The organism is Pseudomonas sp. BNK-7, assembly GCF_048072025.1.
GTDB classification, from domain to species: domain Bacteria; phylum Pseudomonadota; class Gammaproteobacteria; order Pseudomonadales; family Pseudomonadaceae; genus Aquipseudomonas; species Aquipseudomonas danubii.
Window position 1 is genome coordinate 5,472,046 of record NZ_CP182252.1, and the last position, 26,016, is coordinate 5,498,061.

General features: G+C 60.9%; 24 protein-coding genes. 11 read left to right on the forward strand and 13 right to left on the reverse strand.

The window, feature by feature from the left end; all coding sequences use genetic code 11:
- Positions 1-37: 37 nt before the first annotated feature.
- Entirely contained in the window at positions 38-916 is an 879-nt protein-coding gene (gene ptrR, locus ACMGF8_RS24660) for a putrescine utilization regulator PtrR (protein ID WP_250330096.1), read from the reverse strand.
- 100 nt (positions 917-1,016) lie between these two features.
- Here ptrR and ACMGF8_RS24665 point away from each other — a divergent pair, with 100 nt between their 5' ends.
- The 3 genes from ACMGF8_RS24665 (at position 1,017) to ACMGF8_RS24675 (ending at position 5,362) form a co-directional block, all read left to right on the forward strand.
- Positions 1,017-2,408, forward strand: a complete 1,392-nt coding sequence (locus ACMGF8_RS24665; protein ID WP_102864772.1) for an aldehyde dehydrogenase family protein — start codon at positions 1,017-1,019, stop codon at positions 2,406-2,408.
- Positions 2,409-2,673: 265 nt separating this feature from the next.
- Positions 2,674-2,922 carry an Arc family DNA-binding protein gene (locus ACMGF8_RS24670; RefSeq protein ID WP_115580463.1) on the forward strand — a complete coding sequence of 83 codons (249 nt, stop codon included), beginning with the start codon at positions 2,674-2,676 and terminating at the stop codon, positions 2,920-2,922.
- A 256-nt stretch (positions 2,923-3,178) separates the two neighbouring features.
- Complete coding sequence (locus tag ACMGF8_RS24675) at positions 3,179-5,362, forward strand: TonB-dependent siderophore receptor (RefSeq protein WP_305949555.1); 2,184 nt, start codon at positions 3,179-3,181, stop codon at positions 5,360-5,362.
- A gap of 678 nt (positions 5,363-6,040) precedes the next feature.
- Here ACMGF8_RS24675 and ACMGF8_RS24680 read toward each other — a convergent pair.
- The 3 genes from ACMGF8_RS24680 to ACMGF8_RS24690 form a co-directional block, all read right to left on the reverse strand.
- Positions 6,041-6,523: a DUF4265 domain-containing protein gene (locus ACMGF8_RS24680; protein ID WP_416757516.1), complete on the reverse strand. Its 483-nt coding sequence runs from the start codon at positions 6,521-6,523 to the stop codon at positions 6,041-6,043.
- Positions 6,524-6,609: 86 nt separating this feature from the next.
- Positions 6,610-7,296: a hypothetical protein gene (locus ACMGF8_RS24685; RefSeq protein ID WP_416757518.1), complete on the reverse strand. Its 687-nt coding sequence runs from the start codon at positions 7,294-7,296 to the stop codon at positions 6,610-6,612.
- Positions 7,296-8,264: a hypothetical protein gene (locus tag ACMGF8_RS24690; RefSeq protein ID WP_416757520.1), complete on the reverse strand. Its 969-nt coding sequence runs from the start codon at positions 8,262-8,264 to the stop codon at positions 7,296-7,298. Before ACMGF8_RS24690 ends, ACMGF8_RS24685 begins: the two co-directional genes overlap by 1 nt.
- A 237-nt stretch (positions 8,265-8,501) precedes the next feature.
- Here ACMGF8_RS24690 and ACMGF8_RS24695 point away from each other — a divergent pair, with 237 nt between their 5' ends.
- The 5 genes from ACMGF8_RS24695 to ACMGF8_RS24715 all read left to right on the forward strand — a co-directional run bounded on the left by ACMGF8_RS24695 (position 8,502) and on the right by ACMGF8_RS24715 (position 14,245).
- Entirely contained in the window at positions 8,502-9,710 is a 1,209-nt protein-coding gene (locus ACMGF8_RS24695; RefSeq protein ID WP_416757522.1) for a hypothetical protein, read from the forward strand.
- Between the two features lie 345 nt (positions 9,711-10,055).
- Positions 10,056-10,439, forward strand: coding sequence for a nucleotide pyrophosphohydrolase (locus ACMGF8_RS24700; RefSeq protein ID WP_103407237.1), 384 nt, complete (start codon positions 10,056-10,058; stop codon positions 10,437-10,439).
- Between the two features lie 24 nt (positions 10,440-10,463).
- A complete protein-coding gene (locus ACMGF8_RS24705) occupies positions 10,464-12,338 on the forward strand; it encodes a DNA/RNA helicase domain-containing protein (RefSeq protein WP_414159840.1) in 1,875 nt (624 codons plus the stop codon).
- A 442-nt stretch (positions 12,339-12,780) separates the two neighbouring features.
- Complete coding sequence (locus ACMGF8_RS24710) at positions 12,781-13,164, forward strand: DUF6124 family protein (protein ID WP_416757524.1); 384 nt, start codon at positions 12,781-12,783, stop codon at positions 13,162-13,164.
- 307 nt (positions 13,165-13,471) lie between these two features.
- Positions 13,472-14,245: an HNH endonuclease gene (locus ACMGF8_RS24715; protein WP_416757526.1), complete on the forward strand. Its 774-nt coding sequence runs from the start codon at positions 13,472-13,474 to the stop codon at positions 14,243-14,245.
- Between the two features lie 125 nt (positions 14,246-14,370).
- On the opposite strand, the gene ACMGF8_RS24720 is transcribed toward ACMGF8_RS24715, so the two are convergent.
- The 5 genes from ACMGF8_RS24720 to ACMGF8_RS24740 are packed head-to-tail and all read right to left on the reverse strand — an operon-like array spanning position 14,371 to position 19,215.
- Entirely contained in the window at positions 14,371-16,404 is a 2,034-nt protein-coding gene (locus tag ACMGF8_RS24720; RefSeq protein WP_416757528.1) for an LTA synthase family protein, read from the reverse strand.
- Positions 16,405-16,453: 49 nt separating this feature from the next.
- Positions 16,454-17,065 (reverse strand): hypothetical protein, encoded by a 612-nt coding sequence (locus ACMGF8_RS24725; RefSeq protein WP_416757530.1) that lies wholly within the window; start codon positions 17,063-17,065, stop codon positions 16,454-16,456.
- On the reverse strand, positions 17,065-18,360 hold the full coding sequence (locus tag ACMGF8_RS24730; RefSeq protein WP_416757532.1) for a sialidase family protein: 1,296 nt from the start codon (positions 18,358-18,360) through the stop codon (positions 17,065-17,067). The genes ACMGF8_RS24725 and ACMGF8_RS24730 overlap by 1 nt, the downstream gene beginning before the upstream one ends.
- A gap of 43 nt (positions 18,361-18,403) precedes the next feature.
- The gene (locus tag ACMGF8_RS24735) at positions 18,404-18,949 is read right to left on the reverse strand and encodes a cytochrome b/b6 domain-containing protein (protein ID WP_115580476.1); all 546 of its coding nucleotides are present in this window, start codon (positions 18,947-18,949) and stop codon (positions 18,404-18,406) included.
- On the reverse strand, positions 18,949-19,215 hold the full coding sequence (locus ACMGF8_RS24740) for a PepSY domain-containing protein (protein WP_060840094.1): 267 nt from the start codon (positions 19,213-19,215) through the stop codon (positions 18,949-18,951). The genes ACMGF8_RS24735 and ACMGF8_RS24740 overlap by 1 nt, the downstream gene beginning before the upstream one ends.
- A gap of 170 nt (positions 19,216-19,385) precedes the next feature.
- On the opposite strand from ACMGF8_RS24740, the gene ACMGF8_RS24745 reads away from it, so the two are divergent.
- The 3 genes from ACMGF8_RS24745 (at position 19,386) to ACMGF8_RS24755 (ending at position 22,070) form a co-directional block, all read left to right on the forward strand.
- The gene (locus ACMGF8_RS24745; RefSeq protein ID WP_060840095.1) at positions 19,386-20,048 is read left to right on the forward strand and encodes a response regulator; all 663 of its coding nucleotides are present in this window, start codon (positions 19,386-19,388) and stop codon (positions 20,046-20,048) included.
- The gene (locus ACMGF8_RS24750; protein WP_250330081.1) at positions 20,045-21,427 is read left to right on the forward strand and encodes an ATP-binding protein; all 1,383 of its coding nucleotides are present in this window, start codon (positions 20,045-20,047) and stop codon (positions 21,425-21,427) included. Before ACMGF8_RS24745 ends, ACMGF8_RS24750 begins: the two co-directional genes overlap by 4 nt.
- 97 nt (positions 21,428-21,524) lie before the next feature.
- On the forward strand, positions 21,525-22,070 hold the full coding sequence (locus ACMGF8_RS24755; protein ID WP_250330080.1) for a hypothetical protein: 546 nt from the start codon (positions 21,525-21,527) through the stop codon (positions 22,068-22,070).
- On the opposite strand, the gene ACMGF8_RS24760 is transcribed toward ACMGF8_RS24755, so the two are convergent.
- The 4 genes from ACMGF8_RS24760 to benC all read right to left on the reverse strand — a co-directional run bounded on the left by ACMGF8_RS24760 (position 22,033) and on the right by benC (position 26,008).
- On the reverse strand, positions 22,033-23,073 hold the full coding sequence (locus tag ACMGF8_RS24760) for a hypothetical protein (protein WP_416757536.1): 1,041 nt from the start codon (positions 23,071-23,073) through the stop codon (positions 22,033-22,035). The genes ACMGF8_RS24755 and ACMGF8_RS24760 overlap by 38 nt on opposite strands.
- A complete protein-coding gene (locus ACMGF8_RS24765) occupies positions 23,074-23,805 on the reverse strand; it encodes an alanyl-tRNA editing protein (protein WP_250330078.1) in 732 nt (243 codons plus the stop codon).
- 273 nt (positions 23,806-24,078) lie between these two features.
- Positions 24,079-24,852: a 1,6-dihydroxycyclohexa-2,4-diene-1-carboxylate dehydrogenase gene (locus ACMGF8_RS24770; protein WP_102864752.1), complete on the reverse strand. Its 774-nt coding sequence runs from the start codon at positions 24,850-24,852 to the stop codon at positions 24,079-24,081.
- A gap of 142 nt (positions 24,853-24,994) precedes the next feature.
- Positions 24,995-26,008 (reverse strand): benzoate 1,2-dioxygenase electron transfer component BenC, encoded by a 1,014-nt coding sequence (gene benC / locus ACMGF8_RS24775; RefSeq protein ID WP_250330077.1) that lies wholly within the window; start codon positions 26,006-26,008, stop codon positions 24,995-24,997.
- Positions 26,009-26,016 lie beyond the last annotated feature (8 nt).

Consider the following 26,016-nt stretch of genomic DNA (forward strand, 5'->3'; position numbering starts at 1 on the left):
CTGGGGTTGATTCAGCCAAGCCCGCAACCCAAGCAATTCACTCCTGCGCCAGCACCGCCCCCCGCTCCTCCAGCAGCTTCACAAAACTGCTCAAACTCTGGGACACGGTGCCGCGCCGCCAGACCAGCCAGGTGCGCAGGAAGCGAAAGCGCGGCGACAGCGGCCAGACGCTCACCGTGGCGCAGCCGGGCATGCTTTCCAGCATGCTGCGGGGCATCAGCGCCAGCCCGGCACCGGCGCTGACGCAGGCCAGCATGCCGTGGTAGGACTCCATTTCGTGGATCTTGCCCGGCACCGCGGCGTCCTGGGTGAACCAGCTTTCGAAGTGATGGCGGTAGGAACAGTTGGCGCGAAAGGCGTAGATGCTTTCGCCGTTGACCTCCCGCGCTCGGGTGATGGGCGCGTGCCCCAGGGGCGCGATCAGGACCATTTCTTCCTCGAACACCGGCAGCCCTTCCAGGGCCGGGTGGCGCACCGGGCCGTCGACGAAGGCCGCCACCAGACGCCCGGAGAGCACGCCGTCGATCATGGTCCCCGAAGGGCCGGTGGACAGGTCCAGTTCGACCTTGGCGTATTGCTGGTTGTAGGCCGCCAGCAGCGCCGGGATGCGCACCGCCGCCGTGCTCTCCAGGGAACCCAGGGCAAACGGGCCCTGGGGTTCCTCGCCGGCCACGGTCAGGCGCGCTTCGGCCACCAGATCGAGAATGCGCCGGGCGTAGTCGAGGAAGTTCCACCCGGCGGGCGACAGGCGCAGGCGGCTTTTTTCGCGGATGAACAGCTCCACCCCCAGGTCCTGCTCCAGTTGCTTGATCCGCGTGGTGAGGTTCGACGGCACCCGGTGGATCAACTGCGCGGCGGCGCTGATGCTGCCCTGCTCGGCAACGGCCTTGAAAATTTCCAGCTGGACCAGATCCACAGCATTCTCCAAACGTGAATGACTCGCTCAATATTATTCAGTTTTCAGCAAAGAGCCAGCACCGTAACCTGCCGTCATTCCCACCTTGCAGGACGGTGCCATGAACCTTGTTTCCAGCCACACCCACGCCTTGTCGATCAACCCCGCCAGCGGTGAGCAGATCGGCGCCTACCCCTACCAGTCCGAAGCTGAAAGCGACGCCGCCCTGGAGCGCGCCGCCCGCGGTTTTGCCCTGTGGAAGCGCCAGAGCGTCGCCGCCCGCGCCGCGCACCTGACCGCCCTGGCCCAGGCCCTGCGGGACAACAGCGACACCATGGCGCGGATGATCAGCCAGGAAATGGGCAAGCCCCTGCCCCAGGCCCGCGGCGAAATCGAGAAGTGCGCCCAGCTGTGCCTGTGGTACGCCGAGCACGGCCCGGCCATGCTGGCCCCGGAAGCGACCCTGGTGGAAAACAACAAGGCGCGCATCGAGTACCGCCCCCTGGGCCCGCTGCTGGCGGTGATGCCGTGGAACTTCCCGATCTGGCAGGTGCTGCGCGGCGCGGTGCCGGCGCTGCTGGCCGGCAACACCTACGTGCTCAAGCACGCGCCGAACGTCATGGGCAGCGCCTACCTGCTGCTGGACGTCATGCAGCGCGCCGGTTTCCCTGAAGGCGTGTTCGAGCTGCTCAACGTCACCCCGGACGGCGTGTCCCGCGCCATCGCCGACCGCCGCATCGCCGCCGTGACCCTGACCGGCAGCGTGCGCGCCGGCATCGCCATCGGCGCCCAGGCCGGCGCCGCGCTGAAGAAATGCGTACTGGAACTGGGCGGTTCCGACCCCTTTATCGTGCTCAACGACGCCGACCTCGACGAAGCGGTCAAGGCCGCGGTGATCGGCCGCTACCAGAACACCGGCCAGGTCTGCGCCGCCGCCAAGCGCCTGATCATCGAGCAAGGGGTGGTCGCGGAATTCACCCGCAAATTCGTCGAGGCCACCCGCGCCCTGGTGATGGGCGACCCGCTGGCCAGCGACACCTACCTCGGCCCCATGGCCCGCTTCGACCTGCGTGACGAGCTGCACCAGCAAGTCCAGGCGACCCTGGCCGAAGGCGCCACCCTGCTGTTGGGAGGCGACAAGGTCGAAGGCGCCGGCAACTACTATCAGCCCACGGTGCTGGCCGACGTCACCGAGCAGATGACCGCCTTCAGGCAGGAACTGTTCGGCCCGGTGGCCGCCATCATCAGCGCCCGGGACGCGCAACACGCCCTGGCGCTGGCCAACGACAGCGAGTTCGGCCTCACCGCGACGATCTTCACCCAGGACCTGGAACGGGCCCGGCAGATGACCGACGAACTGGAAACCGGCGGCGTGTTCATCAACGGCTACAGCGCCAGCGACCCCCGGGTGACCTTCGGCGGGGTGAAGAAAAGCGGCTTCGGCCGCGAGCTGTCGCACTTCGGCGTGCGCGAGTTCTGCAATGCGCAGACGGTGTGGCTGGATCGGCGTTAAGGTCGATCACCGGGCTTCAGCCAGCGGCCAGAGGCCCGGTTGCCAACGGCCGTTAGCGCTGGCGAGGAGCCTGGCGGCCTGGCCCCCGACTCTTGATTGAGGGGCCTGGCTCGATGGGGCGCAATGCCCGGATTCGGCCCGGCGGATCGCCAAGCCTGCTCAGCGAAACTAAGCCCGATCTTGCTGTTTTTTCAGAATTTTCTTGAAGCCCTGCCTGCCCCGACCTTTCTATGATGTTTCTTTTTGATATCACCCGAGGTCCGGCATGTGCGCCCCCGCTCAAAAATTCATCGTTCGCCTGCCTGGTGAGCTTCACACCCAAGTCAAGCGCATCGCCAAGCAGGAAAACCGCAGCATGAACAATGAAATCGTCGACCGACTGGAAAAGTCGCTGGTCGCCACCGAAGCCCGTAGCCACGACAAGAAACTCATCAATATCCTGCTGGGCAAGATTGCAACCCTGGAACAACAGATCGAATCCCTGCAAATGAACGCCCCTGAACCTGACCGGTAACGCCGTTTCTTTTCATGCATCAGGGCCGCCCCCCTCGGTAACCTGAGCCAATCCCTCTCCCGCCTTTACCCCCGCGCCGCAGCTTGTATGATGGCGCCTGCCCGACAGCACCCAGCGGCAACCGCCAGGCCCTTGCCTGATGCCCGCAGGGCTCCCGCGCTGTTCCTCACTACACACTCAGGTCGACGATCGTAGCCTTCTCAGGAACCTCCCCCGGCTTCTGCCATGGGGACAGCGTCGCCTTCTAGGATTGTTCATGAGCCGGACTCACCCGACGCCCCCCACACGCGCCAGCTCCACAGGATTGCCTTTCAATCGCCTGACCCTGGGCCTGCTGCTGGCCGGTAGCCACGCGGTGGCCAACGCCAGCGGCACCCAGTTACCGACCCAGACCGTCAGTGGCGAAGAGCAATACGGCTATCGCGCCGACAGCGCCTCGGTGGGCGGCTTCAGCGAAACGCCGCTGCTGGACACCCCGGCCTCCATCAGCGTGATCAACGAAGACATGATCCTCGACCAGCAGGCCCGGCTGCTCAGCGACGTGCTGAAGAACGATGCCTCGGTGGGCCAGAGCTACGCGCCGGTGGGCTATTACGAAAATTTCGAGGTGCGCGGTTTCTCGCTGAACGCGGCCAGCAGCTACAAGATCAACAACCGCACCATCACCGGCGAGCAGAACGTCGCCCTGGAAAACAAACAGCGGGTGGAACTGCTCAAGGGCCTTTCCGGCCTGCAAAGCGGGGTCAGCGAGCCCGGCGGCCTGGTCAACTACGTGACCAAGCGGCCCACGGACATTCGTTCGGTGACCGTCTCCACCGACGACCGCGGCAGCGGTTACCTGGCCACCGACGTGGGCGGCTGGTTCGGCAGCGAACAGCAGTTCGGCCTGCGCGCCAACCTGGCCCATGAAGACCTGCACTCCTATGTCGAACACACCAATGGCCAGCGCGACTTCGCCTCCCTGGCCTTCGACTGGAACATCAGCCCCGACGCCCTGCTGCAACTGGATATCGAATACCAGAACAAGCAGCAGCGCTCGGCCCCGGGCTATCAACTGCTGGGTGGCTCCAGCCTGCCCCACCACGCCTCGCCGAAAAGACTCCTGGGACACCAGAGCGGCTCAAAGCCTGTGACCAATGAATCGCTGAACATCGGTGGCAACTTCGAGTACCGCTTCAACGATGACTGGACCGGCAGCCTCAGCGCGTCCCGCAGCCGGGTGGTGATCGATGACTACAGTTCGTTTGCCTGGGGCGGCTGCACCACCGGCTGCATCAATGCCAACGGCAACTACTTCAGCCCCGAAGGCAACTACGACATCTACGACTTCCGCAGCCCCGACGACACCCGGCGCAACGATGAAGTGCAGGCAGTGCTCAATGGCCGCTTCGACGCAGCGGGCCTGGGCCATGAGTTGAGCGTGGGGACCAGTGCATTTCGCCGCGTGGTGGACCGGCGCGAGTCCATCAACCAATGGATTGGCACGGGCAATATCCAGAGCGAGCCGGAAAACTTCGCCCGCTACAACGGCGCCCTCAATGACTCCCACAAACGCCTCGACAGCCGCCAATACGGTCTGTTCCTCAGCGATCGCATCAGCTTCAACGAACAGTGGCAGACCGTTCTCGGCGGGCGCGAAGTACGCCTCGACGAAGAGAGCTTCGACAAGGACGGCGTGCGCGATCGCCACACCCAACGCTATGTATTCCTGCCCCAGGCCGCGCTGATCTACAAACCGATCAGCGAACTGTCGCTGTACACCCAATACAGCAAGGGCTTGAGCCTGGGCGGTCAGGCGCCCTGGTTCGCCAGTAACAGTGGCGACACCCTGGCCCCCACCGTCTCGCGGCAGATCGAAGCCGGGGTCAAGTACGACTGGCAGCGCATGAGTTTTAGCGCCGCGCTGTTCCAGATGCGCCAGGCCTACCAGTACTCGCGCCCGGATGCTGCTGGCGGTTTCACCTACGTCCAGCAGGGCCAGCAAAAGAACACCGGCCTGGAGCTCTCCGCCAACGGCTGGGCCACCCAGCGCCTGCAGATTGCCGCCAGCGTCGCGGCGATTCGCTCCCGAGTCGAGGACACCGGCACCCCGGCCCACGAAGGCCACCAAACCCTCAACGTCCCCCGCCTGCGAGCCAGCCTCCAAGGCGACTACGCCCTGCCCTGGCTCGACGGCCTGGCCCTGCTGGGCGGCATGCAATACAGCGGCAGCAAATACGCCGACCGCCAGGGCAACGTCGCCACCGGCGCCTACGCCATCTTCAACATCGGCAGCCGCTACAGCACCCGCATTGACGGTTACGAGACGGTGTTCCGCCTGACCGTGGACAACCTGTTCGACAAACGCTACTGGCGCGATGCAGGGGAATACATGGGCGACGACTACCTGTTCCAGGGCGCGCCGTTGACGGCGCGGTTGAGTGCTTCAGTGAGTTTCTGATGCAGACGGCCCCTACGGGGCCGATCGCAGCCTGCGGCAGCGGCTACAACGCCCACGAAATCCCGGGCGTTGTGGCTTGCCGGAAAAACTGCAGCGCCGGCACAGGCCAGCCATCAAAATCTCGACAAACACACCTTGCGCGTCTCCCGCCCATCCTTGGCGACGAGTCGCCACGGACAGCGTCACTGAGCGCACAGCCTTACCGGCGCTCATATCGGCAACCGCCTTAAGCAAGTCCTCTTGAAACAGCCGCATTTCCTGGCCCATGGCTACGACCTCTCTGCGTGGGATACGCCCTGGTATCGATCAGTACGTCCAGGGTTGCGCTGATGGTTATCCCACAGAACAGCACCGCAATCAGCGCCTCCAGCCTGCCTTACAGAAAAGACAGACCCTTCCTACATCCACCGCAGAAGCCGGCTTGCCGGCGAAGGCGTCCTCAAGCACGCCCTCGCCGGTAAAAAGCACACCCAACGATTGAGCAAACAAAAGGTCGGCCCGCCTCTTTCCAATGCCAGTACAAAAGTCTCAATCGTCCAACACGCTGTTGGACGATTAGCGCTCCCCCACGCCCATGCAGGCCCACACCACAGAACGGCCGCTGGAGCACTACCGGGTGCTGACTTGGTCGCTTACTTGGTCGGTTTGTTGGGTGGCATGCCCAGGCCCCGGGAAAGATCAGCAGTCCAACCACCAGTTCAACAGCGTCTCGTCCTCATCGTCATCGAGGTTTTTATAGACATTGGCGTAGTACCACTCGATCCCGGTTTGCTCGCGGAAGCGATCGAACACCGCATTGATACGGTCCATGCCATTCCTTGCAGGAACAGCGAATGACAGGTTCCCCTCGAACAGCCCGTCCAGGGTTCCGCTCAGTTCACCAGCGACCTCGTTTTCAAGCGCACTGATCACCGTCGGATCAATGTAATCGGCATAGATCTGAATGCAGAAATTCCCGCCGCGCTTCAGCACTTGCGCCGGCGCATCGGGATTGCGGATGGAAACGATATCGCCCCGCGCCAGGTTCTGCGCCAGCCCCGGTGAAGACAGCAACTCGTAGGTATCCTCATCGATGCGCCGCGCCAGCAACTCCTCGCGAACGGCGCCATCGTCATCGGCCATGTACACCTGAATCAGCACAGGGGATTGCTTGTCGTCCATACGAGGCTCCACAACTTCCAGGTTCAACACCAGACTCATCTAATCCACCAGCCGCCACGTCCCCAAAGGGCGCAAACGAACGGGCCTCAAGGCAACGGCGCAAAGCTCCCACCGCCCTCATTCCACCGAAACCCCGGAAACGTGCAGTCCTTGAAAGCAATCCGCAGTTGCTCCCCCTCACCCTGCAACTGCAAGGTATCCACCCCCTGATTCGGACAGCCCGGTGCCGCGATCGCCAGGCTCACCAGCAACTTGCCGGTGGCCTTGTCCATCACCTCCAGCGTCGTGATCCGCTGATCATTGCCCGGCATCGGCACCTGGAAATACCAGCGTTTAGTGGAAGCACTCTGCAACAGCGTGGTGACCGGCTGCGGCCACGAGCGATCCGAATCCACCAGGCCCACCAGCTTCAGCGCAATGGGCAAGGTCTTGCCCGTGCGATAACTGGTCCAGGTGCCGCGCACCTGCTCCTGCTGGCGGGAGTTCAGCAAGTCATTGAACTGCAGACGCGCCACCGGCAAGCCCTGCTCGTCCAGCTCATCCATGGCCAGCGTCTTGTTGCTGTAGCTGAAGGTCGGCTTGAGGCGGATCGGCGTGCGATAGCGCTGATAGGCATAAGTGCCCTGGTAGACCGCATTCTGGCTGCCCAGGGTCAAGACAATCGCCTGCTTGCCCAAGGTCCCCTCATACACCCCATGGGACGCCTGCGCCGGCAACAGCCACAGCGCCAACACCAGCACCACCAGCCCCCGAGCAAAATCAAACCCACGCATCAGAAACGCTCCTCGCCCGACGACAGATATTCCAGACGCTCAGGGGTGATCACCCGGTAATAATCCCAACGCCGAGTGCGCTGGTCGTAATTGATGAAGTCCTGCTTGCTGAATTCCATCTGCCCACTGGGGGAAAAGCGCAGATCGCCGTCCGCAGCGAACTGCTCCAACTGCGGATGGCGCCGATAGGTCCGCAGATCCCGGTTGTACAGGTAATACTGCGTGGGCGAGCACCACACCCGGCCATCCGCCTCCCCCACGCGATAGCCCTGGACCTGAAAGTCCATCCGCGCCTCGTCATGAAAATGCCCGAAGGTCAGCGTCCTGGTGCCCACGGACGACAGACACCACTGCCCGCCAATCTCCTGCACCCGCTTGCCAGTGGCCCGGCTGATCACCCGGATGCTATCCACCTGCGCCACCTCCTCCCCGGCCTTGCGCGCGGCATGCACACTGAAATAGAAATCCCGATCGAACACCGGCTGCAGCAACTCCCCCTCAAACGCCTCCCGCTGACTGCCGCCAAAACGCGTCACCCGCTGCAACTGCAACGGCTGCTGCGTGCCCGTGCGCAAATCCACCAGACTGCCCTGCAGCGCCTCTGCCCCCTCGGCGAACGGCTGCAACGACACCGCCGTCGCCGGCAGGGTCGGGTTGTCCATGATGTTGATCAAGAGCGCGGAGCCGGGATGGAAAGGCGTGGACTCCAACGCCATGGGCAGGCGCTCGGATTCGGAAAACCAATAGCCGGACATACCGCCGCCGTATTGAGAGTCGTAGGTGAGCGCCAGTTCAACCGGGGTGTCGCCGAGGGTGCCGCGATAGGTGGTGGTGGGGTTGGCTTGGGCGGTGGGGGTGATGAGCCCGAGGCCTAGCAGGAGTGCTGTGGTCAGACGGAACAGGAGGTGTGGCAGGTGACGCTGTTGGCCAGCCCTTGTTTGTGGACTGCTGCCAATGGGCTGGGTCATGCCTGCGTTCCTTGCGGTGGGGAAAAGGGGCGCAGGATAGCAAAATCGCAGGGAGATAGAGGGCGTTGCTGATGCTGCCAAAGCCATAAACCCTAAAAAAATGGCAAAACGCCATTGCTTGCTAGGACTGCATCACGTTAACTTTCAATCATGTGAAACATGCATTCTGTACGTACACCAAGACGATAGCACTAGCAACTCTCTGACCATCAGCAAACTCAATGTTTGGAACATTATATGTTTGACGACTACGATTACAAAGACGTTAGCACGAGAATAAAGGTTAAATTCTCTCAACGGCGAGATGAGCCCATGTACCCATGGGAAATTGCTAGCTTCCTCAAGAAACTCAACACTGTATATTACAAATTTGAACTACTAAACTCCATTTGCTCAGCAATAAATCAAGGCGTCAGCCCTGAAGACATATTCATATTTGATCACTCACTACCCTTATACGAAAGATATTCAGAAATGAACTTGCTTAGCGAGCCTTTCGCGGCAAAGCTATTCTACTCAATAGGTATGCCGATACCTTTATCGCCAAACAGCAATATTTATGAATTCAACTGCTTATATCGCATATTCAACACAGTAAATTCATTTTTAAAGAGAAACCATATAGGCCCGCTCAGCCTAAACAACATCAGCTATTTATATGAAAACCTTCAAAGTTTTGGCCTACAAGCTACTGAAGCTGCTGTCATTGACCTTGCTAACAAGCAAGCAGAAAAAAGCTATGAAGCAGCAGCAAAGCGAGGGGAGAAAAAAAAGCAGTTTTCAGACGACGATCTCAAGAAGTCACTTGAAAAATACAAAAAACAAAAAGACCAGATTTTTCTAGACATCGAAAAAATACAAAGCCTTAACGACACTCAACGTCTAGATATTTCAACTTTAGACGGACGAGAAAACATAAGACTATCTCGCCTTCTTTCTGCTTTTTTTACCACATTTGAAAAAACCACTAGACCATTGGTTTGCGCTCGTGTAGCGAACAACAAATTCAGGATTTTGGGTCGTTCGTTAGTCAACAAGCAAGAGCAAGTCGGCCTAGAACTAAAGGAAGTAAAAAGAAACAGCCCCTTAGGAGCTATTTTCGAAGGAGGGATTGCTTTATACCAGGCAATCCAACAAGAAAAACGGGCTAAAGAAATTCACGAAGTAGACATGGAAATAAAGAAGAAAGAGCTAGAGACCGCTGAAGCCAAACTTCACGGAGAGAAGATTAAAAACCTTGCTCTAGAGCTAGAACTATCAGAAAAACTAGTTACCATCGCCAACAAAACCGACGTCACTGTAATCAAAGAGCTTCCACCATCCTTTCTCAGAGAACAGGTAACTGTTGCGTATGGCGTACAATATTCAAACGCGAGCCATATGCTACACAATCAAGGCCTCTATCTTGAGCGAGATTCAGTAAACATCATCGATCTAAATGCATAAATATTTCAGCACATTATTTCTGCCAAACTTCAAAAATGCATTTGGCTGACAGCTTTTAGTAGCCATCAATCTCTCACGAGTGAATTTGATCCTAAAAATCAGACAACCAAAATATAAAAACCAGAAATAAGTCTACTCAGATCAATATGAAACGACGGGGCTTTAGAATAGCCCGCTTGGCGCGGGCTTTCATCCATCGATCCACCTCAAAGAAGAGTTTCACAACCATTCATTAACGAATACCAGTAAAAAAACTTCCTCAAAAAGCGAAATCTCCTACAATCCGTCTCTCGATTTCTGATTCAAGACCTAATTACCTAGTTCCGGTCAACCAGAGGCAAGATTGTGAGCACAGCCGTTGATACCCTTCCCCCCTTGGTCGATGTCTATCGCCTCGCAGCGGCTCTACAGCGCTTCGCAGACGATCGCGACTGGCAGCAATTCCACTCCCCAAAAAACCTGCTTCTAGCACTCACCGGAGAAACCGGAGAACTCTGCGAAATCTTCCAATGGATGAGCGAAGCCGACGCCAAGGACGCAGCCAAGCGTCCAGAAACCGCTCAAGCCGTGAAGGATGAATTGGCCGACGTACTCATGTACCTCGTACGACTAAGCACAGTACTGGGCGTCGATCTGAACGAAGCAGTGACAAACAAACTCGCGTTGAACGGCCAGAAGTACCCCGTCGACAAAGCCAAAAGCACCAGCAAGAAGTACGACCAACTCTGACCCCTTGGGCTCTAAGGACCACTTGTGATCGTTTATTCGGCGACCAAACAACAATTCCTCGATGTTTGCGACAACAACGATATTGAAGAGGTGATCCTCAAGCACTTTAAAGAAGCCACTGGCAAGAAAGTGGCGGCTTCAGAGATCCGATCTTGGCAGGGATCGCTCACTTACATGGCCAAGGTTCTACGGGATAAGGATCTGCCGGAGGATGCCGGAGTGGCCATTGAGCTACATATTCCGCAATCCATGAAACGCATCGATTTCTTGCTGACAGGCCACGACCAGAACCAGGGTAAAAATGCCGTGTTGGTGGAACTGAAGCAATGGAGCAAAGCCAGCGCCACCAGTAAAGATGCGATCGTAAAAACCGCGCTGGGTGGCAGTCATGTTGAAACCATTCATCCTTCCTATCAGGTGTGGTCTTACGCCACTTTGCTGGAAGGATTCAATGAAGCCGTCTATGACCAAGGCATCAAAATCCACCCATGCGCTTACCTACATAACTATGTCAGCGATGGTGTTATCAACTCGGCTCACTACGACGCCTATACCAGCAAGGCGCCTTTATTCCTAAAAGGTCCTGACGAGTTGACGAAACTGAGAAGTTTCCTCAAACAGCACATCTATTACGGCGACAACCAAGACGTTCTTTACGAGCTTTCTAGCGGTAAGAGCCGCCCCTCCAAAGCGTTGGCTGAAGCACTGAGCGGGCTGATGGAGGGCAAGCCTGAGTTCGTTTTGATTGATGATCAAAAGACCGTCTTCGAGTCGGTACTTGAAGCAGTCGCAGAGGCCTCTGCCGATGCTCCAAAGGTGCTGATCATTGAAGGTGGCCCAGGTACTGGAAAGACAGTAGTGGCCATCAATCTGTTGGTTAGGCTCACGGCCTTACGGCTGATGAGTAGGTATGTCTCAAAAAATGCCGCCCCACGTGCCGTGTATGAGAAGAAACTGGTTGGCACTGTCAAGCCCACCAAGTTCTCCAGTCTTTTCTCCGGCTCGGGGGCCTATACCGAGATCAAGCCTGACTTTTACGACGCGCTGATCATTGATGAAGCCCACAGGCTGAATGAGAAAAGCGGCTTTTATGGCAACGAGGGTGAAAACCAGATCAAAGAACTAATTGGGTCCGCTAAATGCTCAGTGTTTTTTATCGACGAGGATCAACGCGTAACCCTTAAGGATATTGGCAGCAAACAAGCAATCCGAGAGTTTGCTGAGGCCCGAGGGGCAACGGTGGAGGAATACACCTTGTCTTCCCAGTTCCGTTGCAGTGGCTCCGATGGTTACTTGGCATGGCTAGATGACGTGCTGGGCATTCGCAAAACCGCGAACCCAATACTCGATGCCAGTGAGTACGAGTTCAAAGTGTTCGACTCGCCACAAGCAATGCATGAGGCAATCGAACAAAAGAACCACGGAAACAAGGCGCGTGTCGTCGCAGGTTACTGCTGGCCATGGAGCAGCAAGAAAGACCCTAAAGCCAAAGACATTGAAATCGGTGAACACTACGCCCGCCAATGGAACCTGGATCAAGACGGCAGTCTGTGGATCATCGCGGATAAATCCGTGGATCAGGTCGGCTGTATTCACACCTGCCAAGGGTTAGAGGTGGATTATATCGGTGTGATCATCGGGCCAGATTTGATCGTGCGCGATGGAAAGGTAGTGACATCCCCCAAAGCGCGAGACAAATACGACAAGACAATTCGTGGCTGGAAAAGGCTGATGAAGGAACAACCCGACTTCGCACAGCAAGAGACTGATCTCATCATCAAGAACACCTACCGGACCTTGATGACCAGAGGAATGAAGGGCTGCTACTTGTACTGTACCGACCCAGAGACGGCGCAATATTTTGCCAACCGACTGGCAGAAGGCGAGTCAGCTTTGTAGGTGTCATTAGTTACGTTTCCTCTACCGGTGATGGCGTACTCAATCCTGCCATCACTGGACGGCTAACGAAGACTAACCACCTTCATCTCTACCCTTCAGGTGCCATATTCCCTACTCAGTTCACAACTCCTTGTAAGGCTAGTCCCTTTCTATTGAGCGACTTTTCCTAGAGAATCCAACCCGCTTGCGCCTGATACTTCGGCTGGCTAGGCTCGGTTCATCACTGCATATCAGTGATCGGGTTTAGCAGCTCGAATCATCACATTGGGCGCATCGACGTCACCTGTTGCAGAGTTTTTCTTCTGCTTTTTATGGTGGCTGTGCGCAGGGCACCTTCGGGTGCGCCGGTTTCCAATGTGACCGGTCTGCTAACCTGCGTACAGCTGCCACTCCTTCGTTTAGCAGCGATCGCTGGCAGCTCCATTCACATTGGAGATGCACCATGAAAAAGCTCGTTCCCGATCCGCCCCTGTCCTTACCTGGACAATTCAGAACCCCCGAACACGATCTCGACACCCAGCGCATTCGCTTGGCCTTGGCGGCGCATAGCGCTGAAACCTCGATCCTGAATAGTCTGAAAGACACCGTGCCGACGTCCGTAGGTCATCAATCCATGTTCAGTGTCCGCCCCGGCATCAATGCCGAAGAAGCCTTGGTGCATGTGTCGTTGCTGCTGGACTGTGCGGTACAGGTCAGCGATGAAATCACCGAGCGCGCCAGTGGTGTGGAGCGTGGATTGATTTGGTCGATGATCCATTCGGTGGAGATGGCTAGAGCAGTGGTGGATTCGTTGCTGGATGCCAACAGACCGGCGCAGACTCGGTAATCGACTAGATACTCAGAAGTCCGAAAAATATGGAAGCGGGGTGAAGAATGATTTGCCCCGCTTCTGTTAGGCCGCTTTCGCTGGCAAGCCAGCTCCTACCGATGCTGTAGCCCTTCGATATTGCTTAAGCTCTCTCACTGCCCAGCCACGGCCATAGACACGTGGTGAAAGGCAACGCGTCCCTCCCCTACTACGCCCCCTTTCCTACTCACTACTGAACTCCCAAACCAGTTGGGAAAAGAATATCCTTACGGCCTCTTACGCTGTTTCGTACAGCGAATCGGGAAACCTACGGATAGCCCCCCGCATGACCTCTGCACCTATCAGCAATCAATCCAACCCTGCTTGGAGCCGCGACGAGCTCGTTCTTGCCCTAAACCTGTATCTCCTTCACCGCAACGGGTTACCCGGTGTGAATCATCCGGATGTTTTGGCGTTATCACAGGCTCTCAATCTCATTGGTAATGCCACCGGAGTGAGCAAGAACCAGAGTTTTCGCAATGCCAACGGTGTGTGCATGAAGCTCAATAACTTCCGTCGTTGGGACCCGAGCTACACCAATAACGGCCGTACGGGGCTTGCGAAAGGCAATAAGGATGAGCAGTTGGTGTGGCTGGAGTTTGCCAATGACTCGGAGCGTCTTGCTGAGGTTGTGGCAGCGATCAATGCCAATGTTCAGACGATTCCAGTTAGCCCTATCGATTTAAGTGCAGCGGATGACCCGGGCTTCTTCGAAGCAGAGGAAGGCAAAGTGCTCACTCGGGTACATCGGGTACGGGAAAGAGACAAGAAAATCGTTAAGCGCAAAAAGGAAGAGGCGCTGAAGCAGCACGGGGCGCTGCAGTGTGAGGCATGTGGTTTTAACTTCAGCCAAACCTATGGTGCAGATGTGGAGGGGGTGATTGACGTCCACCACACTAAACCTCTGCACACGCTCCAGCCGGGTGACAAAACTAAGCTCGCTGATTTGGCGTTGTTGTGTGCCAATTGCCATCGGGTGGTGCATTCGCAACGCAAGTGGCTGAGCGTGGCTGAAGTGAAGGAGCGGTATCAGGCCAATCTGAAGCAAAGCCCAATGTGATGGAATGACTCCCTGGTTTAGGGCGTCAGAGCGGCTGGTTGGTAGGTTTGGTGGCGGTCTTACGGCCGCCTTCGCTGGCAAGCCAGCTCCTACACGGGCTGGCGTCAACCGATGGCTGTGCGGGGTCACCGAACATTCCGATAAAGCATCAACCGCGCCCCCTCATGCATCCCCCGCGTCAACTCCAGCAACCGTTCAAACTCCTGCGGATGCTCCTGGGCCACATCCTCCCGCGGGGTGCTCGACGCCAAATCATGCAAGGTCGCACCACTGCCGTCGTGCTGCATCTGCAACAAAAAATCCTTGGTCACGCCGCCAATCACCGGAAAGGTCCCTTCCCTCAATACCAGCGGCACCACCCGCTCCCCCTCCGGTGCAGGCTGTTGTATGTCCCGCCCCATGGCGCCATTGGTGAAGGGCATCCCGGCCATGCCGGCTACGGTGGGCAGCAGGTCGGCGAGACCGACGGCTTCTTCGATCACTCTGGGCTGCAACATCCCTGGGGCATGAATCAGCAGCGGTACGTTGTTGCTCTCCAGCCCCAGCTGTTCAAACGCGGGGGCCATGTGGGGGATCTGGCTGATGCGGGTGTTGTGGTCGCCGAAGAACACGAAAATCGTGTTGTCGTAGTAGCCCCCCGCCTTGGCGATCTCCATTAGCCGGCCGATGTTGAAGTCCAATAGGCGCACGGCGTTGTATTGCGCAAGGCTGCGGGAACCGGCGGCCTGGACTTGTTCCAGGGGTAGGTCCTGGGCTTGGAAGCCATCGTTGTCCTTGGGAATGGTAAACGGGCGGTGGTTGCCGGAGGTTTGCAGGTAGGCGAAGAAGGGTTGGTCCTGGGGGATGGCGCGCAGCAGGCGGTCGCTTTCCTTGAACAGGTCGAGGTCGGAGATGCCCCAGACGTCCACCAGGGGCGATTGCCAGTGGCTTTCGTCGTACAGGAGCACGTTGTCGATGCTCTGGCGGATCAGGCCGTTGATGTTGGCCCAGCCGGCGTTGCCGCCGATCAGGTAGAGCTTGTGGTAGTCGCTGAAGGCGTTGATCAGGCTGTGTTGGCGGGTGATCAGGGGCTGGCGGGTGGCGGTCTCTTGGCGGGTGACGTCGGGCACGCCGGTGATGCTGGCCCACACGGTCTTGGCGGTGCCGGTGACCGGGACGTAGAAGTGTTTGAAGAACCAGCTCTGGCGGGCCAGGCGGTCGAGGTTGGGGGTGGGGTTGAGCGGGTTGCCGTAGGCGCCCACGGCGCTGGTGCCGAGGGATTCGAGCATGACGAAGATGACGTTGGGCGGCCGGGGGCGGTCGATGCGGTACGGCTGCACGCCTTGTTGGCGGGTGAAGTTCAGGCGCTGTGGGTCCGGGTGGTCGACGCCGAGGTAGCGGGCCAGGGCCGGGTAGTGTTGGCGCACTTGGGCTTCGTCGTACTGGGCCTGGCCGGCCTTGAGGGTGTCGTAGAAGAACAGCACGGGGTTCAGGCCCAGGGCGGCGATCTGGCTGTTGCCGGAGAAGTAGGCGTCGCTCCAGCGCAGGGGCACGGGGTTTTCCAGGTTGAGGTTTTCCACCCGGCCCAGCAGGGCGAGGAACACGGCGGCAATGCCCAGGGTACTGACGCTGGCCAGGGACCAGCGGCCCAGGGGTTGCGCCGGGCGGTCGAGGGTCAGGCGTTCCAGGCGCAGCAAGGCGTAGCACCACAGGGCCAGGGCGCTGCCCCAGGCGAGGACGATCCACAGCACCGGGTAGCTTTCCCAGAGCATTTGCCGGGAGATCTGTGCGTCGTCCAGGTAGCGCAGTACGGTGGCGTTGATGCGCACACCGAGGTAGGCGTAGTGGCCGAAGTCGATGATGTACAGCAGCCCTACCCCGCCCAGCACCAGCAGCAGGTAGGCCCGGGCCAGCCAGCGCAAGGCCGGCTGGCGCAGCAGGTTCCAGCGCGGCAGCCAGGCCAGCAGGGCCAGGGGCAGCAGTAGCAGCAGGGTCAGGCGCAGGTCGAAGCGCAGGCCGATACCGAGGGTCTGGAGGATGGCCTCGCGCTGGTCGGCGGCGCTCAGGTCCACCCCGGAAAACCCCACGGCGAACAGCAGCCGCAGCAGTGCCAGCAAGCCGAATACCAGCCCGATTGCGCCCGCGCCGTAGCGCAGGCGGCGTGATTGCAACCCGCCCATCATTGACCTCTGTGTGGTGTTGTCGAAGGCCGCGGCGCGGCCGGTTGGTTTACCCGGCAAGGGGCTGCCCGCGGTTGCGCTGGGTGACGCGGCGCCACAGCCACAGCAGCAGCCCGCCGCTGCCGGCGATCAGGCAGTAGCCCGCCAGCAGCGGGTCCAGCAGGTAGTCCCAGTAGTTTTCCGAAGGCTTGAGACGCAGGGCGAAGGCCAGGGTCCCGGCCGCCAGCATCAGCACCCCCAGCAGGTTGCGCTGCCACAGCAGCACCAGCGTCGCCAGGCCCATCAGCACGATCATCGGCCGTGGGTTGTAGCCCCAGCGGTAGGGGTCGAAATAGGTCAGGCCCAGGGTCGCGGGGTACAGGCTCAGGGTCAGGCCGATAAACAGCAGCAGGACCTGCGCCCGGTGTTTGGCTGGCAAGGGCGCAATCACCCCCAAGTGCCGCAGGCTGACCCAGCCCAGCAGCACCAGGGTGCTGATGGCCAAGTCATCGGTGAAGCTGCGCACATAGGCCGCCAGCGGCAGTTGGTTCAGCGGGATGAAGCTGAGCAGGGCCAGCACGGGCAGCAGCCAGGGCCGCCAGGGCGCGGTCAGGCGCAGGCTGCCAAGCAGCACGAAACCCAGGAGGATAAAACACAGGTGGGCTTGCCACAGGGACAGCATCACAGGCGCTCCGCCAGCCACGCCGCGTTGAAGCTGACGTGCTTGATAAAGGTGTTGTTCCAGGAATAGACCAGGTGGTACAGGCCGTCCGCCCCGCGGCTGAAGTAGGGGTATTCGTACTCGAAGTCGCAGCCCTGGGGCTTGCACACCCGGTAGTCGAGGTTGCTCAAGAAGCGCTGTTCCAGGGGCAGGCGCCGGGCGCCGCTGGAAGCGCGGAAGCCTTCACCGATGATGTCCTTGTAGGCCTCGTGGGAAAACGGCTGGCCCAGGGGATCGGGGGACTGGTCCAGTTCCACCAGGGGGCGCCATTGGCTGAGGCCGGCGTCGGTGCCGTACAGGCTGAGTCTGAAGCGCCCGTCCTGCAGGTCGTTGAGGGCCACCAGCAGGCCCTGGTCGTCGGTGCCCACCGCCGCCAGGGACGAGTTGGGGTTGGACGGTTGCAGCGGATAGGGCTCGCTCCAGGTCTGCCCGGCGTCTTCGGTGCGGCTGGCCAGGACCTTGTGGTGGGTGTCGCCGGCGTAGCGCAGCATGGCCACGGCGCGACGTTCGTCCAGGGGCACGATGGTCGGTTGCAGGGAGTGCTTGCCACGGCTGATGCGGAATTTGTCGATCACCGCGCCATCGGCGCTCAGGTACAGGTACTCGGCGAACTTGCCCATGAACTCGTGGTACACCGGCAGGCCGATGGCGCCGTCGGCATGGAACACCGGCGCGGCGCGCACCAGGGTGCTGATGTTGAAGAACGGCGAGGTCACCAGCTGTCGCGGCGCCGACCAGCTGCGCCCCAGGTCGTCGGAGACCATCAGGTTGATGGCGCTGGTGGCCCAACCGCCCACCGACACCGAAACGTAGAACATCCACAGGCGCTGATCCGGGCCCAGGGCGATCACCGGGTTGCCGAGCTTGCGGATGTAGCGCCCGGTGCCGTCACGGGTCGATTCGCGGGTGGCCAGCACCTGCTCGGCGCCCCACTCGCCGCTCTGGGCGTCAAAGCGTGCGCTGCGCACTTGCACATCGGCGGCGCCCTCTCGGGAGCCGGCGAACCACACGGCCATCAGGTCGCCGCCGGGCAAGGCGGTCACCGAGGACGAATGCACGAAGTCATCCAGGTCCGAGGAGACGAAGCGGCTGTTGTATTGCGGCGTACTGTCGGTCGTAGCCGAATCGCTGCTGAGCGCAGCCTGGGCAAACGGCGCCAGTTGATGAGGCGGATGGCTGCGCCAGGCGGCGATAAAGACGGCGGCCAAGAGCAGGCTGCTGCAGATGAAGCTCAGGCGAAAGGACAGCGCACGCATAAAGGAGCCCGTGGCAAGTGCCGGTTGGGAACAAGGGAAAACGTCAGCGCCGCTCAGGACCCGGCAAGGGTCGGCGGCGGCCGGTGAGCATCGACAACGGCAGGTTGTCGCGCACTTGGAAGCTTTCAAAAATCGCCGCGCACACATGCAGCAGCACCAGGCCCAGCAGCACATCGGCGCTGGTTTCGTGCACTTGCAGCGGCCAGTCGGCGCCCCACAAGGCATCGACCTCCTCCATCAAGAAACCGCTGACGCCGATCAGCACCAGGGCCAGCAGCATCAGCAGCATCACCAAAGCCCCGAGGGGTGAATGCCCCAGGCGGTGCTCGGGGCGCCCGGCCCACAGCGAGCGCAGATGCCGCGCCAGCCGGGCCCGGGTCGGCCAGAAGTCGGACCAGCGCGCACTGCGCGGCCCGACAAATCCCCAGACTGTGCGCAACAGCAGCCAGGCCATGGCGTAGTAACCGAGCCAGACGTGCCAGTCGTCACCGGCTTCATTGAAGAAGTAGTTGCCGATAAAGACCCCGGCGATGGACAGGTGAAACAGTCGCACCAGCGGGTCCCACAGCCGCAGGGACGCGTGCGGCATCAGCCTTTGATCTCGGTCTTCACCGCCTTGCCGGTGACCGGGTCGTGGTAGATCTCGACCTTGCGCTGGTCCTTGTCGAAGCCGTAGATCTCGTAGCAGTTGCCGTCGGTGACCTTGAACTTGCTGATCTGGTAGCCCTGGGCCTTGAGCTGGTCCTGGAAGGCTTGCGGGTCTTGCCATTGCGAGCGTTCGGCGGTGGTGCATTGCGGGCCGGCGATGGCCAGGGGGCTGGCGAGAACCAGGGACAGCAGCAGGACTTTGCGCATAGAGAAACGCTCCGGTAATGGGGGAGATTCCACTGTGCAAAACCAAGCTTAGTGAAAGCTTAGTTGGCAACGCGCGGTAACATTTTCCCCGCCTAAACCCCCTGCCGGCAGCCCCTGGCCGGCGTCATCATGCGCCCCTTCCCTGCCCCCCGCCCAACCGAGAACACCCCATGCGCCTGCTGCTTGTCGAAGATGATCGTGCCCTCGGCCAGGGCATCCGCGTGGCCCTGAGCGCCGAAGGCTACACCCTGGACTGGCTGCAGGACGGCGCCAGCGCCCTGCATGCCCTGCGCACGGAAAGCTTCGACCTGTTGCTGCTGGACCTGGGCCTGCCGCGGCTCGACGGCCTGGAATTGCTCCAGCAATTGCGCGCCGCCCGCCAGGACCTGCCGGTGCTGATTCTCACCGCCCGCGACGGCACCGCCGAGCGCATCGCCGGGCTGGATGCCGGGGCCGACGACTACCTGGTCAAGCCCTTCGATGTCGAGGAATTCAAGGCCCGGGTCCGCGCCCTGCTGCGCCGCAGCCAGGGTCGTGCCCAGCCGCTGCTGGAGCACGCCGGTATCTGCCTCGACCCGGCCAACCAGCAGGTGCATTACCAGGACGCCGAGGTGGTGCTCACCCCCATGGAATACCAGTTGCTGCATCAGCTGATGGTGCGCCCGGGCAAGGTGGTGACCCGCGAACGCCTGTCCCGGGCGCTGTACGGCTGGCAGGACCGGGTCGAGAGCAACACCCTGGAAGTGCTGATCCACAACCTGCGCAAGAAGCTCTGCAGCGAACTGATCCGCACCGTGCGCGGCGTCGGTTATGTGCTGGAGCTCAAGCCATGAACTCGGTGCGCACGCGGATTCTGCTGCCGGTCCTGGTCCTGGTGCTGCTGGGGGATTTGCTGATCAGCTGGCTGGTGCTGCGCGACAGCCACCACGAAATCGAAGAGGTCTACGACGCCCAGCTGGCCCAGAGCGCGCGGCTGCTGCAAGGGGTGCTGCGCCAGCGCGACCCGGCTCAACAGACGGACGCGGCGGACTGGGAGCGCCTGCACCAGGCCTTCGACCAGGCCATGAGCCGGGTCGGCGTGGACGGCGCCGCCCACCCCTATGAAACCCGCCTGACCTTCCAGGTGTGGCGCGACGATGGCCAGTTGCTGATGCGCTCCGCCGAGGCCCCGCTGCTGGAGGCGCCACCCACCACCCTGGGGGCCCACGACATCCTGGAAAACGGCAAGGAATGGTGCGCCTTTCTCCTGGCCGACCCGCAGCAGGGCCTGCTGATCTGGGTCGGCGAACGGGATGACATTCGCCAGGACCTGATCCAGCGCATCGTGCGCCATACCCTGTGGCCGACCCTGATCGGCGTGCCGCTGCTGGCGCTGCTGATCTGGCTGACCATCGGCTGGGGCCTGGCGCCGCTGCGGGCCATGGCCCGGGCCATTCGCGGGCGCAGCAGCGACACCTTGCAGCCGCTCGGGCTCAAGCCCCTGCCCCAGGACCTGGAACCGATGCAGACCGCCCTCAACCAGTTACTGGCCCAGATCGACAGCCTGCTGGAGCGCGAGCGGCGCTTTATTGCCGACGCCGCCCATGAACTGCGCACGCCCCTGGCGATCCTGCGGATTCACGCGCAGAACGCCCAGAGCGCCGGCAGCCCGGAGCAACGCCAGGAAGCCCTGGATTTTCTGGTGAGCGGCGTCGACCGCGCCACCCGCATCGGCAGTCAGCTGCTGACCATGGCGCGCATCGAGCCGCAGCTGAGCAACCCGCGCCTGAGCCGCATTGACCTCAGCGCCCTGGTGCGCGAAGAGCTGGCGGAGCTGACGCCTTTGGCCCTGGAGAAGGATGTTGAACTGGTGCTCGAAGGCGACGAAGGCTGCCTGATCGACACCGACCCGGTGGCTTTGGCCATTGCCCTGCAGAACCTGGTGACCAACGCCCTGAACTTTGCCCCCGCGGGCAGCGAGGTGCGGGTCGGCCTGCGGCCCCAGGCCGATGGCGCGATGCACCTGTGCGTGGAAGATGCCGGGCCCGGTATCAACGAAGAGGAACGCGGACGTTTGCTGGAGCGTTTCTACAGCCAGGGCAACGCCCATGGCGCCGGGCTGGGGCTGGCGATTGTGCAGATGATCGTCAGCAAGATCGGTGGCCGTCTGGAATTGCGCAATCGGCCTGAGGGCGGGTTGTGTGCGTTGTTGCGGCTGGGGCCAGCGCTTTAGTCGGCGGCGCGAAGGGCCTATCCTGTGCGCCGCTCGGGAATCGGGGGGCTGGCGGCCCCTCCGCCAGCCGCATGAAATAACAATCAGGGAGACCCCCATGGCCATGCCGGAACGGCTGAAACCAACACCCGCGACGCCGAAAATACGGGCGTTGATGAAGGACTTGCTCAAGCAGATCCTCGACCAGATCTGGGACAACCAGGAACGGGAAAGCCCCGAGATCAGTGCGCTGATCCAGCAATGGAACAGCCACGCCGGCCGGCCTTTCGAGTTCCACGAATTTCGCGACATGCACAGCCATACCAGCGCGGAGAACTTTCTGCGCACGGCCTTTCATCAAGAGCGCTACGTTGACGACCTGAGCTTCGACGAAGCATGCGCCGTGGCGGATTTCATCTGCCAAAGCGAGGGCACGGAGTCTGATACGGACTACGCCCTGGGCCTGTTGGAAACCAACTTCCCCGAAGCCAATGCCTCGGACCTGATCTTCTGGCCCAACGCGTGGTTTGACGATGAAGACCTGTTGCATATCGAGCTCAGCTCGGCGCAGATCATCGGTTATCTGATGGCGCAGTCTTCGCGGCCTTTGCAGGACGCGCCGCCCATCACCCTGCCCTATGCCATTCCCCAGAACAGGTCATAGCGCCGCCTGGGCCGTCTCCACCCGCAGCTCGGCTGTGGCCATGGGTGGCAGCGGCCAGCGCCTGCTTCATCCCCTGCTGTTTTTTTTCGAGCGCCCCGCCGCGCCCGTCGTACTCCGGGCGGCCCGACACCACCAGCCCGAAGAAGTAGGGATCAGCCCCTGGGTCTTCCAGTTGTCCGGAAGATTTGTTGTGCACTTCGATCACTGAAAACAGATCGACAAGACGGTCCTGGATCTCTTCGATGTCCGCCGCTTTGAGCGTGACCATCGCGCTGTACTTGAATGATCCGGACACATTGAAATATTCGCTTTGCTCGGGCTTGGTCAACGATCGATCGATCTCGTGACGCAGGAACCGGTCCTTGAGCGCCAGGGCCTCTGCGGTTCTGGGCATTCTCAAGGTGGGGGCATGGCGCACGAAGGGTGACTGCGGGGTGCTGCGCTCCTTGGCCACAAGGCTCAGGAAGGCTTCGGTACGCGCGTCGTAGGCCAGGCCGAGCTGCTGGCACACCGCCTGGATTTCGGCCACCGAGGCGCTGTCCACCATGTACAGATAGGTCATCAACGGCAGCAGTTCGAAGTGTTCCTTGAAGGCTGCAATGATCTCTTCGGTGACGATGAACTCACGTTCGTAGCGGCTCAGGCTCAAGGCGCGGCGCAGCAGCTTGGAGTCGTGTTCGCGCACCTCGAGCATGGCGGAAAGATCCTTGACCTCCACCCCTTTGCCAAACAGCATTTCGTGCACGGGGGCCGGCAACAAGTCACGAAAGTAATGCCAGTAGTAATCGAAGCTCGACTTGCTGGCGGGGACGATGCCCAGTTGGTCATGCAGTTCGACGGCTGACTCAAGGCTCAGGTGCTTGCGTCCTGCCTCGACGTCCCGGTAGTGGTTGGCGGAAAACGGAATGTTCACGGTTTCCAGAAAAGTTGAAATCTTCAGGTGGCCGCTTTCGAGGCGCAACTGGGTGAGAAACGCGCCAAAGGCCTGCTGGTTCTCCGACATTTACTCAGCCTCTACCGCGAACGAAACAGCGACCCGGGTGGTGTTCTTCCTGATTTTCATGCTGGCAGTGACGGCCCCTATCTCTCGTGTATTGCCGACATGCACGCCACCACAGGGGATCGACCACTCGCCGCATTGCCACCAGCGATAGCCTGGTCCTTTGTCGGTGTCGGCCTGGGTTCTGACGGCATGACCGGCCGCGCAAAAGCGATTCAACTCTTGCGTAGCGCGCTCCAGGCTCTGCTCATCGAACTCGCCCATGAACTCATAGTGATTTTCCCCGCCCTGGTCATTCAACGGCGAGCGGACCGGGTGTGGAATCGAGCGCCCCAGTGTCTGCTCCAGCAGGCAGTGCATCAGGTGCATGGCCGAATGAATGCGCATCTGCTGATAGCGCAGGGACCAGTCCAGGGTCGCCGTCACCCCCTGCCCCGGCACCAGTGATTGCAGTTGCGCGAACCCGGCGTCATCCAGCTTCAGGTAATGCCTGATCTCGTCGTCCTTCCTTTTGGTGGTGGCGATCTCGATCACCTGCGGCACATCACCGGCCCCGGGTTCGCTGAGGGTCAGCAGCCCCCGATCCCCCAGTTGGCCGCCGCCCTGGGGATAGAACACCGTCTCGCTCAATAGAGCGAAGGGCGCACCCGAATCGTCCCGTTCAAGCCGGTGGATCTGGCATTGCACGGTTTGCAGGTAGGGTTGCTGATGAAACAAAGGAAGGGTTGGGTTCATGTGTGCCTCGCGTCCTTGAGCATTCACGGCCGGCCGGGGATTCCCATGAACAGCCGTTGCCTGTGTGGTGCATTAAGAACCATCTGCCGATGAATATTCAACCCCTGGATTAATAATAAATCCTCAGGATTAATTTTCGGCGCACACAATCCCCAACCTACCTCCCGTGCGAAAGCCAATCCAATACGCGATTGCCGTAAGAGCCGGCTTGCCGGCGAACGCGATCTCTCAAGCCGGCTCCTACAGGTCGGTCAGTCAGCAGGAGGTTGCCCCTCAGCCCTGGTCGCCGCCGCCCACCGGCAGCACTGTGCCGGTGATGTAGGAGGCTTCGGCGGAGGCCAGAAACAGGATGGCTGCGGCTTGTTCGTCGATGTTGCCGTAGCGTTTCATCAGGCTGCTGTCGAGGGTCTGATCGACGATCTGCTGGTACCAGACTTGCTCCTCAGGGCTTTGTTCAGCGCTGTTGCGCGGAATGCGCCGCGGCGGGGCTTCGGTGCCGCCCGGAGCGGTGGCGTTGACCCGCACGCCACGGCCGGCGGTTTCGAAGGCCAGGCAGGCGGTGAGTGCGTTGATCCCGCCCTTGGCCGCGCCGTAGGGCACGCGGTTGAGGCTGCGGGTGGCGATGGACGAGACGTTGACGATGGCCCCGCTGCCCTGCTCCAGCATCTGCGGCAAGGCGGCGTGGCAGCACCACAAGGTCGGGAACAGCGAGCGACGGACTTCGGCTTCGATCTGCGCGGGCTCGTAGTGTTCGAAGGGCTTGGCCCAGATGGTGCCGCCGACGTTGTTAATGAGGACATCGAGGCGGCCGAAGTGGGCGATGGCCGCCGCCATGATTCGGCTGCATTCGCGGTACTGCTCCAGGTCGGCGGTCAGGGCCAGGACCGGGAAGCGTGGGGTCAGTTCGGCGGCCAGTTCGAAGACCAGTTCGGAGCGGTCCACCAGCACCACGCGAGCGCCTTCTTCGGCCAGGCGTTCGGCAACGCGACGGCCGATGCCTTGGGCGGCGCCGGTGACCAGGGCGACTTGGTTGTGGAAACGGTTCATGGAAACCTCGTGGATGCAAAAAGATGGAGAGCACGCCACCCGACGTAGGAGCCGGCTTGCCGGCGAAGGGGTCCTTGAGCCTTGCAGCGCCCTTGTCGACGCCTTCGCTGGCAAGCCAGCGCCTACAGCGGCGAGGCGCCCTTCAGGCGGCGCTGGCGGCGAACTTTTCGTAGTAGAAATTCGCCGGGGCGATGCCCTGCTCGCGGATGAACTGGCTCACCGCCTCGACCATCGGCGGCGGGCCGCACAGGTACACGTCCACATCACCCTGGTTGAGGTGCACCGGCTCGATGTGCTGGGTCACGTAGCCCTTGCGCGGGTACTGGCTCTCGGGGTTGGCCACGCAGGCGCTGAAGCTGAACTGCGGGATGCGCGCGGCAAAGTCTTCCAGGCGCTCCAGCTCCACCAGGTCGAAATCGTTGCTCACGCCGTAGATCAAATGCAGCGGGTGCTCGCTGCCCTGCTCGGCGATTTTCTCCAGCATGGCGGTGAACGGCGCCAGCCCGGTGCCGCCGGCCAGCAACAGCAGGGGGCGGCGGATATCCCGCAGGTAGAAGCTGCCCAGGGGCCCGGCCAGGGTCATGCTGTCGCCGGCTTTGGCAAGACCGGTGAGGAAGCTGCTCATCAGGCCGCCGGGCACATTGCGGATCAGGAAGCTGACCTCGCCGTCGCGCTGCAAGGAGCTGAAGGAATAGGCCCGGGTCTGTTCGCTGCCGGGCACCCCGAGGTTGACGTATTGTCCTGGCAGGAACGCCAGCTGGCTCAGGGCCTCGCCCTTGATCGACAGGGCAATGGTGCTGGCGGACAGCTGGCGCACCGCGCTGATGTTGGCCTGAAACGTAGCCTGCCCGGCGCGGCAGACCTGGGACGAAGCCGGCACCCGCACCACGCAATCGCTCAAGGCGCGCATCTGGCAGGTGAGGACAAAACCCTGCTCGGCCTCATCGGCGCTCAGGGCGTCTTCGATGTAGTCCTCGCCCAGCTCGTAGCGCCCCGCCTCGGCAAAACACTTGCAGGTGCCGCAGGCGCCGTCGCGGCAGTCCAGGGGGATGTTGATGCCTTGGCGGTAGGCGGCGTCGGCCACGGTTTCGCCCGGGTTGGCGTTGACGAAACGGGTCACGCCGTCTTCGAAATTGAGTGCGATTTGATGGCTCATGGCAGTCG

What these genes read in the sequence shown, in the direction of transcription:
- ACMGF8_RS24680 (WP_416757516.1), bottom strand. Translation starts at nt 6,523, where the DNA reads ATGGACGACAAGCAATCCCCTGTGCTGATTCAGGTGTACATGGCCGAT.
- ACMGF8_RS24675 (WP_305949555.1), top strand. Translation starts at nt 3,179, where the DNA reads ATGAGCCGGACTCACCCGACGCCCCCCACACGCGCCAGCTCCACAGGA.
- ACMGF8_RS24670 (WP_115580463.1), top strand. Translation starts at nt 2,674, where the DNA reads ATGTGCGCCCCCGCTCAAAAATTCATCGTTCGCCTGCCTGGTGAGCTT.
- ACMGF8_RS24665 (WP_102864772.1), top strand. Translation starts at nt 1,017, where the DNA reads ATGAACCTTGTTTCCAGCCACACCCACGCCTTGTCGATCAACCCCGCC.
- ACMGF8_RS24740 (WP_060840094.1), bottom strand. Translation starts at nt 19,215, where the DNA reads ATGCGCAAAGTCCTGCTGCTGTCCCTGGTTCTCGCCAGCCCCCTGGCC.
- benC (WP_250330077.1), bottom strand. Translation starts at nt 26,008, where the DNA reads ATGAGCCATCAAATCGCACTCAATTTCGAAGACGGCGTGACCCGTTTC.
- ACMGF8_RS24765 (WP_250330078.1), bottom strand. Translation starts at nt 23,805, where the DNA reads ATGAACCCAACCCTTCCTTTGTTTCATCAGCAACCCTACCTGCAAACC.
- ACMGF8_RS24685 (WP_416757518.1), bottom strand. Translation starts at nt 7,296, where the DNA reads ATGCGTGGGTTTGATTTTGCTCGGGGGCTGGTGGTGCTGGTGTTGGCG.
- ACMGF8_RS24745 (WP_060840095.1), top strand. Translation starts at nt 19,386, where the DNA reads ATGCGCCTGCTGCTTGTCGAAGATGATCGTGCCCTCGGCCAGGGCATC.
- ACMGF8_RS24710 (WP_416757524.1), top strand. Translation starts at nt 12,781, where the DNA reads ATGAAAAAGCTCGTTCCCGATCCGCCCCTGTCCTTACCTGGACAATTC.
- ACMGF8_RS24695 (WP_416757522.1), top strand. Translation starts at nt 8,502, where the DNA reads ATGTTTGACGACTACGATTACAAAGACGTTAGCACGAGAATAAAGGTT.
- ACMGF8_RS24760 (WP_416757536.1), bottom strand. Translation starts at nt 23,073, where the DNA reads ATGTCGGAGAACCAGCAGGCCTTTGGCGCGTTTCTCACCCAGTTGCGC.
- ACMGF8_RS24715 (WP_416757526.1), top strand. Translation starts at nt 13,472, where the DNA reads ATGACCTCTGCACCTATCAGCAATCAATCCAACCCTGCTTGGAGCCGC.
- ACMGF8_RS24750 (WP_250330081.1), top strand. Translation starts at nt 20,045, where the DNA reads ATGAACTCGGTGCGCACGCGGATTCTGCTGCCGGTCCTGGTCCTGGTG.
- ACMGF8_RS24755 (WP_250330080.1), top strand. Translation starts at nt 21,525, where the DNA reads ATGGCCATGCCGGAACGGCTGAAACCAACACCCGCGACGCCGAAAATA.
- ACMGF8_RS24770 (WP_102864752.1), bottom strand. Translation starts at nt 24,852, where the DNA reads ATGAACCGTTTCCACAACCAAGTCGCCCTGGTCACCGGCGCCGCCCAA.
- ACMGF8_RS24720 (WP_416757528.1), bottom strand. Translation starts at nt 16,404, where the DNA reads ATGGGCGGGTTGCAATCACGCCGCCTGCGCTACGGCGCGGGCGCAATC.
- ACMGF8_RS24735 (WP_115580476.1), bottom strand. Translation starts at nt 18,949, where the DNA reads ATGCCGCACGCGTCCCTGCGGCTGTGGGACCCGCTGGTGCGACTGTTT.
- ACMGF8_RS24730 (WP_416757532.1), bottom strand. Translation starts at nt 18,360, where the DNA reads ATGCGTGCGCTGTCCTTTCGCCTGAGCTTCATCTGCAGCAGCCTGCTC.
- ACMGF8_RS24725 (WP_416757530.1), bottom strand. Translation starts at nt 17,065, where the DNA reads ATGCTGTCCCTGTGGCAAGCCCACCTGTGTTTTATCCTCCTGGGTTTC.
- ACMGF8_RS24690 (WP_416757520.1), bottom strand. Translation starts at nt 8,264, where the DNA reads ATGACCCAGCCCATTGGCAGCAGTCCACAAACAAGGGCTGGCCAACAG.